This window comes from Streptomyces sp. NPDC085524, from assembly GCF_044541755.1.
GTDB lineage: Bacteria > Actinomycetota > Actinomycetes > Streptomycetales > Streptomycetaceae > Streptomyces.
On sequence record NZ_JBITTH010000049.1, the window covers coordinates 15522 to 30753 of the forward strand.

11 protein-coding genes and 2 pseudogenes are annotated in these 15232 nt (G+C 69.3%); 9 read left to right on the forward strand and 4 right to left on the reverse strand.

Translation table 11 applies throughout. From position 1 onward, the window contains the following. Positions 1-501: 501 nt before the first annotated feature. A pseudogene (locus tag ACIGFK_RS41335) lies at positions 502-1448 on the reverse strand (fibronectin type III domain-containing protein); the annotation flags it as partial. Positions 1449-1530: 82 nt separating this feature from the next. Between ACIGFK_RS41335 and ACIGFK_RS41340 the strand changes: the two are divergent. Next, a complete protein-coding gene (locus ACIGFK_RS41340) occupies positions 1531-2337 on the forward strand; it encodes a transposase family protein (protein ID WP_400055994.1) in 807 nt (268 codons plus the stop codon). Between the two features lie 33 nt (positions 2338-2370). Here the strand turns inward: ACIGFK_RS41340 and ACIGFK_RS41345 are convergent, their stop codons facing one another. Then, positions 2371-2775 carry a RidA family protein gene (locus ACIGFK_RS41345; protein ID WP_030326835.1) on the reverse strand — a complete coding sequence of 135 codons (405 nt, stop codon included), beginning with the start codon at positions 2773-2775 and terminating at the stop codon, positions 2371-2373. 870 nt (positions 2776-3645) lie between these two features. Here ACIGFK_RS41345 and ACIGFK_RS41350 point away from each other — a divergent pair. The 5 genes from ACIGFK_RS41350 to ACIGFK_RS41370 all read left to right on the forward strand — a co-directional run bounded on the left by ACIGFK_RS41350 (position 3646) and on the right by ACIGFK_RS41370 (position 10602). Then, a complete protein-coding gene (locus ACIGFK_RS41350) occupies positions 3646-5634 on the forward strand; it encodes an RICIN domain-containing protein (protein ID WP_400055995.1) in 1989 nt (662 codons plus the stop codon). 108 nt (positions 5635-5742) lie between these two features. Then, on the forward strand, positions 5743-6615 hold the full coding sequence (locus tag ACIGFK_RS41355; protein WP_376655423.1) for a papain-like cysteine protease family protein: 873 nt from the start codon (positions 5743-5745) through the stop codon (positions 6613-6615). A 23-nt stretch (positions 6616-6638) separates the two neighbouring features. Further along, a complete protein-coding gene (locus ACIGFK_RS41360; RefSeq protein ID WP_400055997.1) occupies positions 6639-7553 on the forward strand; it encodes a hypothetical protein in 915 nt (304 codons plus the stop codon). A gap of 141 nt (positions 7554-7694) precedes the next feature. Beyond that, a complete protein-coding gene (locus tag ACIGFK_RS41365) occupies positions 7695-9182 on the forward strand; it encodes a DUF5722 domain-containing protein (RefSeq protein WP_400055999.1) in 1488 nt (495 codons plus the stop codon). A gap of 166 nt (positions 9183-9348) precedes the next feature. Beyond that, positions 9349-10602 (forward strand): sensor histidine kinase, encoded by a 1254-nt coding sequence (locus ACIGFK_RS41370; RefSeq protein WP_400056001.1) that lies wholly within the window; start codon positions 9349-9351, stop codon positions 10600-10602. On the opposite strand, the gene ACIGFK_RS41375 is transcribed toward ACIGFK_RS41370, so the two are convergent. Both ACIGFK_RS41375 and ACIGFK_RS41380 read right to left on the reverse strand, forming a co-directional pair. After that, positions 10574-11230, reverse strand: a complete 657-nt coding sequence (locus tag ACIGFK_RS41375) for a response regulator transcription factor (RefSeq protein WP_400056003.1) — start codon at positions 11228-11230, stop codon at positions 10574-10576. The two genes, ACIGFK_RS41370 and ACIGFK_RS41375, sit on opposite strands and share 29 nt — an antisense overlap. Positions 11231-11344: 114 nt before the next feature. After that, positions 11345-11497: a hypothetical protein gene (locus tag ACIGFK_RS41380; protein ID WP_376655429.1), complete on the reverse strand. Its 153-nt coding sequence runs from the start codon at positions 11495-11497 to the stop codon at positions 11345-11347. Positions 11498-12905: 1408 nt separating this feature from the next. Here ACIGFK_RS41380 and ACIGFK_RS41385 point away from each other — a divergent pair. From ACIGFK_RS41385 to ACIGFK_RS41395, 3 genes and pseudogenes are all read left to right on the forward strand, one after another. Then, the gene (locus ACIGFK_RS41385; RefSeq protein ID WP_386472922.1) at positions 12906-13646 is read left to right on the forward strand and encodes an ABC transporter ATP-binding protein; all 741 of its coding nucleotides are present in this window, start codon (positions 12906-12908) and stop codon (positions 13644-13646) included. A gap of 129 nt (positions 13647-13775) precedes the next feature. Next, entirely contained in the window at positions 13776-14507 is a 732-nt protein-coding gene (locus tag ACIGFK_RS41390) for a hypothetical protein (RefSeq protein ID WP_400056005.1), read from the forward strand. Positions 14508-15041: 534 nt separating this feature from the next. Continuing rightward, positions 15042-15232, forward strand: a pseudogene (locus tag ACIGFK_RS41395) (hypothetical protein); the annotation flags it as partial.

The window sequence follows — 15232 nt, forward strand, 5'->3', positions numbered from 1 at the left end:
CCGGAGCCGGCTGGGGTCGGGGCGCTGGCTCGGGGTAACGGCTGGACGGGACCCGCCACATCTGGTCGATGAGGTGGTTGCGCCAGCCCCAACCAGTTGACGAAACCCATCGGGGCACCCCCCGCCGTCGCTGCGCGCACCGTGTCACGGTATGGCGTACCCGACCAGGGACTCCCTGGTGTAGGGACCCTCGCAGTCGGATCGCGGGGATACGAAGTGGTCGCCGTTGCCCGGGATGCAGCAGCGGTAGAGGGGGACCGTCCCGGGTACCCGGCTGGTGCGGATGCAGCCCACGAGGCCCAGCGGGCGCTGGCCTTCGCAGCCGGGGTCGGGGGTCAGCAGGGAGTGCCCGCCCACCTGGCACTCGTAGAGCCTGACCGTGCCGGGCTGTTCGCTGGTGTACAGGTACCAGGTCGCCTCGTGGCCGAATCCGGGTGGCAGGGCGCGGGAGGTCGCGACGTGGCCCTGGCCGGGGTGGTAGCCGCGGCGTTCTATGTGGGGCGGCAACGTGGACGTGGTGACTTTGACGGGTGCGGAGAGGGCACTGGTGTTGGTGCCGTCGTCGGCGGTGATCCGGTAGGTGTAGGTGGCTCCGGCCTGGACGTCTGTGTCGGTGAAGGTCAGCTGCGTGCGCTTCCAGTACATGGAGGAGCCGGTGACGGTGTGGATGGGGGCGCTGGAGCCATTGCGGTAGACGCGGTAGGTCAGTCTGCCGTCATCGTGGTCGAAACTGGACTTCCAGCGGACGTCGATCTCGCCCCGCCTGGTACTGGAGGCGCTGACCTCCTGCGGCACCGACGGCGCGCCCGTGCCCGGGCCGCTGGCGAAGCGGGTCAGGCCCTGCTGCGGCCTATCGGCGTAGGAGCTGGTCGAGGTGCCGGTCACGTGGGTGAACTCACCGCCCACCCACATGTAGTCGGTGCCGTCGCCGCCCAGGTGGACGCTGTCGCCGGTGGCGCCCAGGGCCCGCACGGTGGCGTTCACCGACGGCCTGAAGCTGGCCTTCGGGTGCAGGTGGCGATGTCGATGGCCGTCAGGTTGCTGACCTTGACGCCGTTGACGGCTCCGAAGCGGCCGCCCGCGTAGAGGGTCTTGCGGTCGGGCGACACCGTCAGCGCCCGTACCGTCGCCGTTCCGATGGTCACCGTGAACGACAGCGCGCAGGAAGTCGGCGCGCGCGGCCGCGTTCAGCGCCACAAAGTTCACCGCCGGCCGTTCATTGCTGCCGACCGGTGTGCCCGGTGGTCTGACAGCGGAGAAGGTGCCGTCCGCGAAGACGACCCCGTTCGTCTGGGCCATGGCCCAGACGATGCCGTTGGCCTGCCAGGGCGGTAGCTCGTCCGCCGTCGTGGCGACCGGCGCGGTCAGCGCGGCCGCCGGCGACGTCGCCACCCCGCCGCGACCAACAACCCGGCCGCCAACGCAAAAGCAGCCGCGTAAACCCCCACTGAACCTTTTTCATCCTGCGCTGGAGGATGAAATGAGCTGGTCAGTGGCTGTGGTGACGAGGCAGGGCCCCTCGCCGTTGGCGTGGTGATTCCAGTCATCACACCGGCGATCGGAGGGGGCCTCTTGGTTCCGTACCCTGCCACGCTCGACGTCCCGCATGAGCTCGTCGAACATGTTTCCTGGCTGCTGTACGAACATCGCTTGGCCCGCAACACCCGCTGGCGCAAACTCGGCTGCTTCCAGCAGGCGCTGCTGACCCTCGTCCACCTGCGCAAGAACGAGACGTTCTCCCAGCTCGGAGCGGGTTTCGGGGTATCCCAGGCCACTGCCTGGCGCTACGTGGACGAAACCCTGGACGTCCTGGTCTCCTCTGCGCCCGGCCTCCACGAAGCCCTTACCGGCCTCGGTGAGGGCGACCACGTCATCGTTGACGACACCCTGATCCCCACCGACCGGATCCACGCCGACGAGCCTTACTACTCGCAAAAGCACCGCAGGCATGGCGTGAACGTGCAGGTCGTCACTCGTCCTGATGGCACACCGCTGCGGTTCTCCCGCGCGACACCCGGTCGCACTCACGACCTGACCGCAGCCCGCGCCCATGGCATCGTCCAGGCCTGTCTGACCCGGCAGATCCTCGTCCTCGCGGACCGCGCTTACCAGGGCGCCGGCGCCACCTTCCGCACCCCGTACTACCGTCACCGCGAACAGCCGCAGCATTACCAGCAGTTCAACCGCGACCACGCCCGGCTGAGAGCGCCCGGCGAACGCGCCTTCGCCCAGCTGAAATCCTGGCGGCTGCTTCGGCGAGCCAGATGCTCCACCCGCCGCATCGGCACCATCGTTCAGGCTGTCCATACGCTGCTGACCTGCAGCTATGCAGGATGAAGGAGGCCGAAGGAATCAGACCGACCTCCTCCCCTATGCCTTCACGTCGAGACGCACAAGCGCGCCGATCTCCACGAGCTGGTCCGGCAGCGCCAAGTCGGAAACGCCCATGACCGTGCTGGCGGGCCGGTGCTCCCCGAAGTACTCCGCGTGGAGGCGTGCTGTCGTGTCGAAGTTCTCACGCAGGTTCCTCACCAGAACCGTGGTCTCCACTATCTGGCCACGCTCGGCCCCGAACTGCCTCAGCACCAGGTCCAGGTTCTCCAGCGTGGTGCGGACCTGCAGTTCGAAGTCACCGGCGCCCACGAAGTCGCCGTGACGGTCATGAGACAGCTGCCCCGACACATAGACCGTTTCACCGACCTGGGTGGCCTGGCTGTAGCCGTACAACGACTCCCACGGCATGCCGAACCCGAACGTCTTCACCTGAGAACCCATGGTCCACTCCCTCGATGCGGTGCGCGGGGCCGTCGGTCACAGGCAGGCCCCTTGCATACAGAAGTTACGGGTTCGTACGCACGATGCTTGTCTGGTAGCGCCGGCCCAGTGTTCTCTGTGCGCACAAAATTGGCTGCAGTGGGCTCTTCCGGTCGCCGGTGTGACGAGTGGGCCACTACGCCGACGATGAGGGACCCCGCCTCCTCGCCACACCCTCGGCCAGCCCGTTTCACCCGCCAAGAGAGGATGAAAGAGGCTCACAGAGCGCATGCGCCCCCTCTGACTTCTTCTCAGGTCTCATGCCGCGGCACCGTAATGCCGCTGCCCCGCACGCATTTGAATCAGATCTGCAACAGTTTTGCTACAAGCGATGCGTTCCGCCCCGGATAGAGCATCACATTCACCATTTCACGCATCGCGTGGGCGTCTCACGGACCACCCCCTCAGCTTCCGCATGCATGAACGCCTGCCACGGCATGGACATTCACCATCCCCTCGACCAGAGTTGACGGACTCTCACCAGCTGTAACGGGGTCAATTCGGTTCGTAGTAATTAGGTGAATCCTCGACTGAATCGCCGTCAACAGCGACTCGCGATTTATCTCGATTCGATAACGAGATCCCCTAAAAAGCCTGTACCAGCGCCAGTCGATCCGAGCAACTATGCCTATTTCAAAGGAGATTGACTGCTCATCAGATACGGAGCGCGAGGTAACGGTCAGATATCTTGGGCCCAATTCCTGTTTGCCCGAAATCTCCACCTACCGGTCTGGCAGGCTTCCGTTCACCCATTCCTCCGACCAAGGACTTGAGGTGCGCATGACGAGTCATCGTCGAAGAAAACGTGAACATAGGCGCAAGCCACGCCGGTTGATACTTCTCACCGCCGCCATGGCCTCGGCGGCGGTGATAGCGGGGGGTCTCGCCTACTCCGGCCTCGGTGACCATGCCGAGGCGGGGACGCCCGCACGGGCCGGAGCCGCCGCGGACGCCCTTTCACCGGCCGCCGCACCGGCCCGGGACGCGGAACCGGAGCCCATTGCGGGCGAGCCAGCCAACGACACGGCACGTGGCATGGTCTTCGACGGCCTCAAGGCCGCGCCGAAGGGCGACCGTTGCGCCGGCGTCTACCGCACGGAAGCAGGCCTGTGCAGCCACGGCCCCGACGCGCCGCCCAAGGACGTCGACATCAAGAAGGACGTCCCGCCGGCCGTGAACAGCCGGGCCGTGGCGTCCGATCCGGCCGGCCCCGAGGCCGGCGCCGCGGCGGCGGAAGGCGGCGGACGTCCTCAGGACGCGCCCGCCGCCGACGCGAGCACCGCGAAGACTTCAGCCTCGAAGGCCCCGGCTCCCGCGGCCGACAACGGCCAGGCCGTTGCCGCCGGGCCCGCAGGGCAGACCGTCCAGTGCGACGGTGACGGCAGCTCCGGCAACCGCGTCCAGGTGGTGTACGTCCACGCTCCCGGCCGCGACCGCTACGCCGAGTACCTCGCCTCGTTCCGCAAGTGGGCGGCCGACGCCGACGTCATCTACTCCACGAGCGCGCAGGAGACCGGCGGGATCCGCCACATCCGCTATGTGACGGCCGCCGACTGCACGCCGACCGTGCTCAACATCGAGCTCCCGGCCTCCGCGCTGGCCGAGTTCAGCGCGACCAACAACGCGCTCGCCGCCAAGGGCCTCGACCGCCGCGACCGCAAGTACATGATCTTCTCGGACACGCAGGTCTACTGCGGTATCGGCACCTTCGCCGGTGACGAGCGGCCCGGCCAGAACAACCAGAGCAACTTCGGCCCGTCCTACGGCCGTACGGACTCCGGCTGCTGGGGCGGCCACACCGCCGCCCACGAACTCGGCCACAACCTCGGCGCGGTCAACAACAGCGCACCGAACACCAGCCGGGGCGCGCACTGCACGGACGAGTACGACGTCATGTGCTACTCGGACACCCCGTACTACCCGCAGATGCGCAACATCTGCACCAACCAGGCGTCGGAGAACATCCTCGACTGCAACCACGACGACTACTTCCACACCAGCCCCAAGGCCGGCAGCTACCTGGCCACGCACTGGAACATCGCCGACAACCAGTTCCTGATGAAGACCAAGGGCGGCGGCATCGATCCGGGCCCCAACCCCGAGCCGACGCCGACGCCGACCAAAAAGCCGACCGGCGGACCGGCAGTGACCATCGGTCAGATCCAGTCGAACTCGGCCGTGGCCAGCTGGCCCAAGGCAGACGGCGCCGCCTGGTACCAGGTCATGCTGAACGGCAAGCACCTGACCTGGGTCCAGTCGCAGACATTGCGCATCTACAACCTCCAGCCCGGCACGGAGTACAAGGTCGCCGTCTCGGTGCGGGACGCGTCCGGCCGCGACAGCGGACCCGGCACAGCCACCACCTTCCGTACGACGGGCGCCAACGACCGCACCACCCCTGGCGCCCGCTACACCCTCGGCAACGGCAGCACTGGTACGGCCGCCGAGCTGTGGGGCGGCCGCAGCGCCGACGGCACGCTGCTCGTCGGAGCGCGCGCCAACGGCTACGCCCACCAGCAGTGGCTCTTCGAGGACGCGGGCGGCGGGCTGGTCCGCATCAAGTCCGCGGTCTCCGGCAAGTGCCTGCAGACGGGCGGCGCCCCGGCCCAGGGCATGTGGATCGCGCAGCAGCCCTGCGGAAACGGCTCCACCCAGCAGTGGAAGCTGAACGCCAAGAGCGGCACGACCACCATCACGGACCCCAGTGGCGGATACGCCCTGACGGTCAGCAACCGCCCGTACTACGGCGAATGGCTGCTCGACCTCCAGCGCGCGGACGGCCGCGCGGCCCAGGTCTGGACAGTCCAGAAGGTCGGCTGACCGGCCGGCATCCCCACCGGCGGGCCGTCCACCGCCGGGCCCTGGCCCTGGCCCGGGCCCTCGCCCTGGCCCTGGCCCGAATTTCTCGGATCACTCGGATCAAGGAGCATGATGCACAAACGTCGCGCGTCCCGCCGCAAGAAGGCGCTGATAGCCGCGGTCACCGCCGCACTCTCCGGCGGCCTGCTGTTCAGCTTCGGCGCCCTCGCCCAGGCCGGCTCCGTCTCCGGCACGGTCACCGGCGGGCAGGGCAACTACAGCACCGTCAATCACCGTGCCAAACCGTCCCTCTCGGCCCAGGCCGTCGGCTCCTCGAAGGTCGGTGACAAGATCCAGATGTCCTGCCGGACGACTGGCGACACCGTGGAGAACAACCCGCGGTGGATCTACACCGGCTCGTACTACATGGCCGACGCGTTCATCCAGGAGAACACCACCGGTCTGCCGGTCTGCGGCTCGAACCCGAACCCGAAGCCCACCCCCACCCCCACGACCCCCACGACCGCAAAGACCATCAAGATCGACATGCAGAAGCAGGTCAGGACCCAGTGGTGTTGGGACGCCTCCGGCGTGACCATCGCCAAGTACTGGGGCCGCACCGTCACCCAGGAGCGGTTCTGCCAGCTCGCCGCCCAGGGCACGTGGGTGAACTGCAACAACCAGCCCGCGACGCTGGAAGACATGGCCAACGGCCTGGCCAAGCTGGGGCTGAGCAACAGCGGCCGCAGTCTGTACCGCAACGCCTCGTTCAGTGAGTCCACTGCTGAGATCGCCGCAGGCCGGCCGTTCGCAGTCCGGTTCGGCTGGCGCAGCGGCGGCGGCCACATGAACGTCATCTACGGCTACGACAGCGCCACCAACATGATCGCGGTCGGCGACCCATGGCAGACCACCCAGACCTACACCTGGTGGAACCACTCCACCTACGTAAACAACAACCAGTTCCAGTGGACCCACTCCCGCATCGGCATCCAGGGCTGAGGAGAAGACCCACCATGCAGACCATGCGACGCACCAAACGCGCTGCCGTCCGGGCCGCCGTCCTCGCCACGACCGCACTCGCCGCCGCGCTGAGCGGAATCGTTCCCGCACAGGCTGCGGAGGGCGACGGCATCGCGGGCTACCCGTCCGCCCAGCAGACCCTCCGGAGCGACCAGACCAGAAACACCGTCTCCCGCTTCCTGGTCTCGACCCGGCAGCCCGGAACTGCCGCCGCCGCGGACGGCGGCACCGTCGGCAACGCACCCGCCGCGGTCGCCGCGCCGCCGAGGTTCGATCTCAAGGACCCGGTGCCGATGTTCGAGATCAGCCCCGAGTTCGTAGCCGGCAAGACCCAGGCGACCCCGCAGACCGCACTGCGGCTCTCCTACCTGGTCTCCCGGGTGACCGCCGCCGACGGCAAACACGCCGCCGTACTGCTCGCGCCCAAGGGAAACACCCCCACGACGGGCAGCGGCCCGCAGAACGTCGGCGCCGAGGGCTGGGAGCTGGCCGGCATCCGGGACGGCGACAACGATGTCAGCCTTGCCGAACGCGGCACCCCGCAGAGCCGCGCCTTCACCGAGCCGCAGATCCACGCCTGGTACCGGCTCACCGCCGAGGGCGTGGTCGAGCCGCTCAACGAGGAGGCGACCACCGGCCTCGGCGGACAGCGCGGTGTCACGCTCGCCGCCTACCAGAAGCTGGTCACCGCCCGCTACGGCGACAAGATGCCCGGCTCGGAGTACGACCGCAAGGGCATGGCCGGCGGGTACGCCGGCCTGGTCGAGGAGCAGCCGGCCCAGGCCGCCGCCGCGTCCGGGACACCCGCGGCCGAGACGCCCTGGCAGCCGGTCGCCGCCACCGGGGCCGCGGCCCTGGCGGCAGTCGGCGGAGCAGCGGTGTACGCCCGCCGCCGGAGGGCGGCCGGCGTCCGCTGACCTGACTCCGTGGAAGGCCGGGCCTCCTCCCGTTCGCAGCCCGATGGCGTCCCTCGCAGGGATGCGCATGTGCGCGGGAAGGGGGCCCGGGCCGTACGGCCCGGGCGGCAGCCGGGACCTGTTGCGTTGTGAAAGGACCTGATGAGACGCAGAAGGATCGAGCGGCGGCGCCTGCTGGCTGGGCTCGCGGCGTTGTGCTGCGTGGCGCTTGCCTTCACTGGGATCAGTTCGGTTGCGGAGGGGACCGTCGCGGAATCAACCGGCCCCGCTTCGCAGAAGGCGGCCACCACAGCCGCTGGTCCGCTGCCCTATCCGACGCGTTCCGACTACCGGATCAAAGGCATCCAGCCTGACTTCTGGCCGAACAAGGACGAGTTTTCCGGCAGCAACACCGGTGGCGTGTCGATGAACCTGCTCTGGGCGCAGTGGGAGCCGAGTGTCAAGGCCGCTCCGTGCGCCGCGGGCGAGCAGCTGTACGACGGTCACTGCTTCACCATCCCCGCCGAGGTGGACTCGGCCGTCAAGGAGTGGAGCGATCGCGGGCTGGTGGTCACCGCCATCGTCTACGGCACCCCTCCATGGGCCCGCCAGGGGCGCCCCTGCTCACCCGCCTCACCGGGGTTCGAGATCTTTTGCGTGCCCAGCGATCCCGCCGACTTCGGACGTTTCGCCGGCATGCCGGCCCAGCGCTGCGACGGAAGGCGCGGTCGGGGCCGGATCGCCGACTTCGTGATCAACAACGAGGTCAACACCAACGACTGGTTCGACATCGGCTGCGGCCAAGGGGTGCCGTGTGACGCCAACGCATGGCTCGACCAGATCGCGGCCAACTACAACGCCGCCTACGACCGCATCGCCGCCGAGCAGGCGACCGCCAAAGTTCTGACCTCGCTGGACCACCACTTCGGCCGGGAGTTCGACCGCCCGGCCGACCGCAACGCGACGTTGTCCGGTATGACGGTGCTGGAAGGGCTGAACGCCCGAGTGGGGCCGCGCCGGTGGCAGGTGGCCCATCACCCCTACTCGCCCAACCTCTTCAGCTCCGTCTTCTCCGCCGACGACTACCCCGAGATCACCTACGGCAACCTCGGCATCCTGCTGGGCCGGCTGCGTCAACGGTTCCCGGACCGTCCCCATGCCTGGACGGTCCAGCTCACCGAGAGCGGGGTCAACTCCGGTCAGCAGTCCGGTGAGGCTGACCAGGCGAGCACGGTGTGCTGGAGCCTCCACAACGTGCTCGGGACGCCGGGCATCGAAAGCTACGTCTACCACCGGATGCAGGACAATCCGCATGAGGGCGGCCTCCAGCTCGGTCTTCGCAGGGCGGACGGCTCGGCCAAGCCCGCGTGGGCGACGTGGGCACTGGCCAACCGCAACGACCTCTCCCCGGCTCAGCTCTCCTGCGGGTTCGAGCACCTCCCCTACACCGTGCTGCGCCGGGGCTACAACCCCGGCCGGGGCCAGTTCCCCTTGGGGCCCGTCGGCCACATCCACACGAGCCAGGTACCCGGGTCGATCCCTCTCGACCGCTGTTACGTCCCCTCCAGCGGCGACCACTTCGTATCCCCGCGAGCCGACTGCGAGGGTCCCCACACCAGGGAGTCCCTGCTCGGTTACGCGATCCCGTGAGCGCGTCTGGCCGCGAACGGGAAGTGAGGCGACCGCTCACGCGGGGGTCACATCCGGTCCCGCATACTTGGGCTGCCCGCGATCGGCATCGGGCGGACCTGGGGAGACGAGTGGGGCGGATGAGGACACCTGTGGTCGAGGCTGTACGGCGGGGCGGCGGGCGGCGGTGACCGCCCGTTCCTCCGAGGCTTCCGCGGTCCGTCACACCTGGGGCGGGAGCCTGCGGCTCCGGTTCACCCTGGTGTTCGGCATGATGTTCTTCGTGGCGACCGCCGCCGTTCTCGCGGTGACCGCGGTGCTGGTCGACAGCTCGATGCGCTACAGCCTCGAAGTCGCTTTTCCCGACGGCTACAACCTGGAGCCGGGGCAGTCGGCGGAATTTCAGAATTACCTCATCGAGCGTCGGTCCGCGTATTTGGTGATCAGAGAGCGCATTTTCGAGTCGGTGCAGCTCAACCTGATCTTCAAGGGCGGTCTGGCGGTGCTCGCCGTCGGGGCCATGGCGACCACCGCGGGGTGGCTGGTCGCCGGGCGTCTGGTCCGCCCGCTCAGCGTGATCAGCTCCACCGCCGAGCGGATCGCCGGACGCACCCTGCACCGCCGGATCGACCTTCAGGCACCGGCGGGCGAGGTGAAGTCGCTGGCGGACTCCTTCGACAGCATGCTGGACCGGCTCGACGAAGCGTTCGCCGGCCAGTCCCGGTTCATCTCCAACGCGGCGCACGAGCTGAAGACACCGATCGCGGTCCACCGGACGCTGGTCGAGGTGGCGATGAACCGGGCCGACGCCCCGCCCGAGGTGCGGCGGCTGGGGGAGAACCTGCTCGCCGTCAGCGCGCGCCACGAGCGGCTGATCGATGCCCTGCTGACGCTCGCCCGCGCGGAGAACTCGCTGACCGAGCTGGTGCCGGTGGACCTCGCGGAGCTCGCGGAATCGGTGCTGGACTCGGCCGCGGCGGATGCGGAACGCCGGGGGGTGACCGTGGCTGACCAGGTCGAGCCGGGCACGGTGACCGGTGACCCGGTCCTGCTGGAGCAGGTGGTCCGCAACCTCGTCGACAACGCCGTCCGCTACAACAGGCCGGGCGGCGAGGTGGCGGTGCGGGTCTCGGTGGGGCGCCAGGGGGCCGAGGTCGTGGTCGACAACACCGGTCCGGTGATCGCCGCGCACGAGGTCCCGGTGCTGTTCGCGCCGTTCCGGCGGCTGACCGACCGGGTCGGTTCGGCCCGGGGCAGCGGGCTGGGGCTGTCGATCGTACGGGCGGTGGCGCGGGCCCACGGCGGTGAGGCGACAGCGCAGCCGCGTCCCGGCGGGGGCCTCACCGTACGGGTGCTGCTGCCGGTGCCGGGACCGACGCCGGCCGTGGCGCCGGGCCGCCCGGGGCGTCCGCTCACGGGATCCGGTAGCCGACGCCGGTGAGGGTCTCGATCAGCGGTGGGTCCGCCAGCTTGCGGCGCAGACCGCGGATCGTCACCCGGACGATGGTGGTGAACGGGTCGATGTTCTCGTCCCAGGCCCGTTCCAGCAGGTCCTCGGCGGAGACGGGTCCGCCCTGGGCGCGCAGCAGCTCCTCCAGGACGGCGAACTCCTTGCGGGACAGGGCCAGCGGGCGTCCGTCTCGGCTGGCCGCGCGGTGGTGCGGGTCGAGGCGGATGCCCGAGCGTTCCAGGACGGGCGGGGTGGCCGGCCGGGCCCGGCGCCCCAGGGCCCGGATGCGGGCGATCAGTTCGGCGAACGCGAAGGGTTTGGCCAGGTAGTCGTCGGCCCCGAGGTTCAGGCCCGCGACACGCTCGGCCAGCGTGGTGGAGACGGTCAGCATGAGGATCCGGACGTCCGCCCCGGCGGCCGTCGTGCGTCGGCAGACCTCATCGCCGTGCAGTCCGGGCAGGTCGCGGTCGAGGACCATGACGTCGTACTTGTTGACGGCCAGCCGCTCCGTCGCCGCCTCGCCGTCGTGGACGACGTCCACGGCGAAGGCCTCCTGTCGCAGGCCCTCGGCGATGGCCTGGGCCAGCATCTCCTCGTCCTCGACCACCAGTACGCGCATCGGGCTCCCGTTCTCGTTCCTGTCCCCTGAACGGACGTCGCCGAGGACCGAACGGTTGCGCGGGGCCATGTCCGAAAAGCAGTGGTCTGGCGGGGCCGCGGACGGTCAATGCCGTCATGGCACGGTGGGTTCGTCCGCCGACCACGGCCTGGCGTAGTGCCCTCCGGGTGCCAGCAGTGCGGTGTGGCTGCCTTGTTCGACCACCCGTCCCGCGTCCAGGACCAGGATGCGCTCGGCCCGGGCGGCCGTGGCCAGGCGGTGTGCCACCACGAAGGTCGTGCGCGCGGCGACCACCCGGGTGGAGGCCGCGGCGTCGAGGCGGTCACCAGGGCGTCGGAGACGACCGCTGCCAGGGCCTCGTCCGCGTGGGGCAGGAAGCGCGCGGCGACGGTGGCAAACCCGGCCGAGCCACGGGCGAGCGCCCAGGCGATACCGGCGTTGCCGACGTGCAGGCCGGGCGCCGTTTCCTCGCGAGCCCGCAGTGAGTCCTCGCTGAGCCGCCGCAGCAGCAGCCGCGGATCGGTCTCCCGTCCCGCGAGGCGCAGCGCGTGCAGCACTCCGGCCGTGCCGTACGCGACGCAGCGGCGGTTGACCGCGTAACCGACGGGGACGGTGGGGAAGTCCCCTTCGGTGTCGGCCGTCGCGAGCAGGGCATCGGCGGTGCGCTCGCGCAGGTCCCGCAGGTGGCGCAGCGGGTCGGCGGCGACCTCTTCCGGCGAGGGCAGGGCGCCGGGCCGGTCCGGGTCGGTGAACCGGGTGGCGGCCTGCCAGAGCCGCTGTTGGGCCGGTGTGAGCTGGTCACGGCCACGCTGTGCCACCCGCCAGACGATGCCGCGCTCGTCCTTCACCATCCGGCCGTCGCCGTCCGGCACCAGCAGCTCGGTGGTTCCGTCCGCACGCAGCCGCGGGATCTCCGCGAACGCGCCGTACCGGTGCGCGACGACCGAGCCCTCCCGGTAGCGGCGGTCGCCCAGGGTGTGCGGCCCCCGCTCGCCCTCCAGCGCCGAGGCCGCTCTGCGCACGGGAGCCCTGCTTGTGGTGCTGCCACGGGTAGAACGCGGAGTTGCCGAGGTACGTGACAGCCACACCTCGCTCGACGCAGATCGCGGAGGCGGTCTTCAGCACCTGCTGGGCGCGGTCGAGCGCGGCGGACACATGGACCTTCCCCCCGGTACACGGCGCCGAAGCCCTCCACCGGCACGCACACGGTCCCCACCCCGGACACCACCCGGGACCAGTCCTGAGGCAGCATGGCGGCCGCGTACTCGACCCCGCGGTCCGTGATCTCCTCGATCGGCCGGTAGGAAGCCCCGGGCGGCGAGGAGGAAAGGCGAGTGGTCCACAGAAAGCCCCTGTCCCGGGCATGAAAACGGCGTCTGCCCGACGGCTGCCGCGTCCCACCGGCGGCGGAGCGGGCACGGTCCAGCCGCCGGACCGTGAGGTGCCCGTGAGGTGATCACTCACACGGGGCTCACACCGGGGATCGGATACTGCACAGACCGGGATGCACGCTCGGTCTGCGGCTGCTGTCGAGCGGCTGCTCGTTCCGGGCTCACACGAGGACGGACGGGGAGCAGCCCCATCGCTGGTTCGTCACCCCCGATGCGACAGATCCCGCGCCCGCCGCGAGCGCACACGTATCCGAAACCACCGGAGCACAGGAGGGGCAAAGTTGATCACTGTTCAAACCGGCGCGCCCGTATTGCACCTGGAGCAGGTCAGCCGGGTGCACGGCCAGGGCGCCGCCGGGGTGCACGCACTGCGCGCCGTCGATCTGAAGGTCCACCCCGGTGAACTCGTCGCGGTGATGGGACCGTCCGGCTCCGGCAAGTCCACGCTGCTCACCCTGGCCGGCGGACTGGACAGCCCGACCGGCGGCCGGGTCGTGGTCGAGGGCACCGTCCTCGGCGAGCTCTCACGCAAACGGCTGACGGCTGTGCGCCGCCGGGCCATCGGGTACGTCTTCCAGGACCACGACCTGATACCGGCCCTCACCGCGGCCGAGAACATCGCCCTGCCACTTGAGTTGGACGGCATCTCCAGCCCGGCCGCCCACCGGGAGGCCATGGCCGCGCTGGAGGAGCTCGGCATCGCCGAACTGGCCGACCGCTTCCCGGACGAGATGTCCGGCGGCCAGCAGCAGCGCGTCGCCATTTCCCGTGCCCTGATCGGCGACCGCCGCCTGGTCCTCGCCGACGAGCCGACCGGCGCCCTCGACTCCACCACCGGCGAGGCCGCACTCGCCGTGCTGCGGGCACGCTGCGACGCCGGCGCAGCCGCGATCATGGTCACCCACCAGACCCGGCACACCGCCTGGGCGGACCGGGTGGTCTTCCTGCGCGACGGCCGGGTGGTCGACGAGACCTCAGGCCGGGGTGCGGCCGGCGTTCTGACCGTTTTCCCCCTGCCGGCGTGAACGGCGCTGGGACCGGGTGAAGTTCACGGCCTGGTGGGCAGCCGACCCCCAGCGGCACCGCAGCCAGATGGTGGCGGATATATGGAGACCCGGATGCACCCTGAGCCGGACTATGGATAGGTTTATAGCGTGCCGAAGCTGAATCAGATAATCGCCGTGGAGAAGGGCGTCAAGTCCAGATCTCTCCAGGAATTGTCCCAAGCAAATCATGACGTCCAGAAGCCTGCGTTGCTCGCCGGGATTTCGCGTACGTACCAGCCCAAGGACGAGGAGGGCGAGCAGCTGCCGCCCGAGTCCACACGGGTGCAGGTCAAGGCGGAGGACGTGCTGCGCGCGACGGCGGGGACACTGACCCGACTGTTCGACGTGACGGCGACCAAGGACTGGGCGAACCGCACGGCGGCCGCGGACGTCGTCGTGGAGGGCACTGTGGTGCTGGCGCAGGTGCCGGTGTCGTACCTGCTCTTCCTGGAAAAGCAGCTGACGGACATGCACGCCTTCGTGCGGAAGCTGCCGGTGCTGGACGCCTCCGAGTCCTGGAACCTCGACCCGTCGACGGACTCTTGGAAGACGGACCCGGTGCGCACGATCCGCACCAAGAAGGTGCCGCGCAACCACGTCAAGGCCGAGGCCACCGAGAAGCACCCGGCGCAGGTCGAGGTCTACTACGAGGACGTCCCGGTCGGGTACTGGACGACCGTGAAGTTCTCCGGAGCGCTGCCCGCCCGCCGGGTCAACGAGCTGCTCGACCGCGTGGAGAAGCTCCAGCAGGCGGTCAAGTTCGCCCGCGAGGAGGCCAACAGCGCCGAGGTCACCGACCAGCGGGTCGGGGACGCGGTGTTCGGCTACCTGTTCAGGTAGCCCCATGAACGCCCCCCGTGTGAGCGGGGGGTGCGCGAGAGCGCAAGCTGAAACTGATGTTGAAGCTGAACAGGGGTGTCAGTTGGGGGTTCGAATCCCTCCCCCGGCCTTGCCTGCCGGGGTGGCCCAAGCCGGTGGAGGCGGCCCCATGAAACTCAGATTCTCGCTCCAGTCTCAGCATTCGCCGCCGAACACCGGATCGACCGGGTGCGGACGATCACCGATGGATGGGGGTTCGAGTCCCCTCTGCGCCTCTCTCATGGCGCGGTAGTTCAAAGGCAGAACACGTCGGTATGAGAATGATCCGCGACTCTTGAACGTGCCGGTGTGCGCAATTGGGTGGCAAACAGGAGCCCGGGAGCTGGATATGCTCCCGGGCTCCGTCGGCATATCCCGGCACATCCCGGAACACAGCCCATCCGATGGCCGTTTGGCGATCACTCACACCGGATTCACATCGGGGACCGAATACTGCACGTACCGAGCGTGCACGTCCGACAATGCGGCTGCCGCCGACGAGCAGCCCGTTCTGGCCTGCCGCCGTGGAGTGGCGCACAAGCACATGGTTCCCCTCCACCACAGTCTCCGCACCCCAGACCTTGGAGCCGTCCCGTGACCGCCATGAACCATGCCCCGCGCACCATCCAGGCCGTGGCCGCCCGCGCCACCGGCCTCTCCAAGGTGTACGGCCAGGGCGAGACCCAGGTGGTCGCCCTCGACAACGT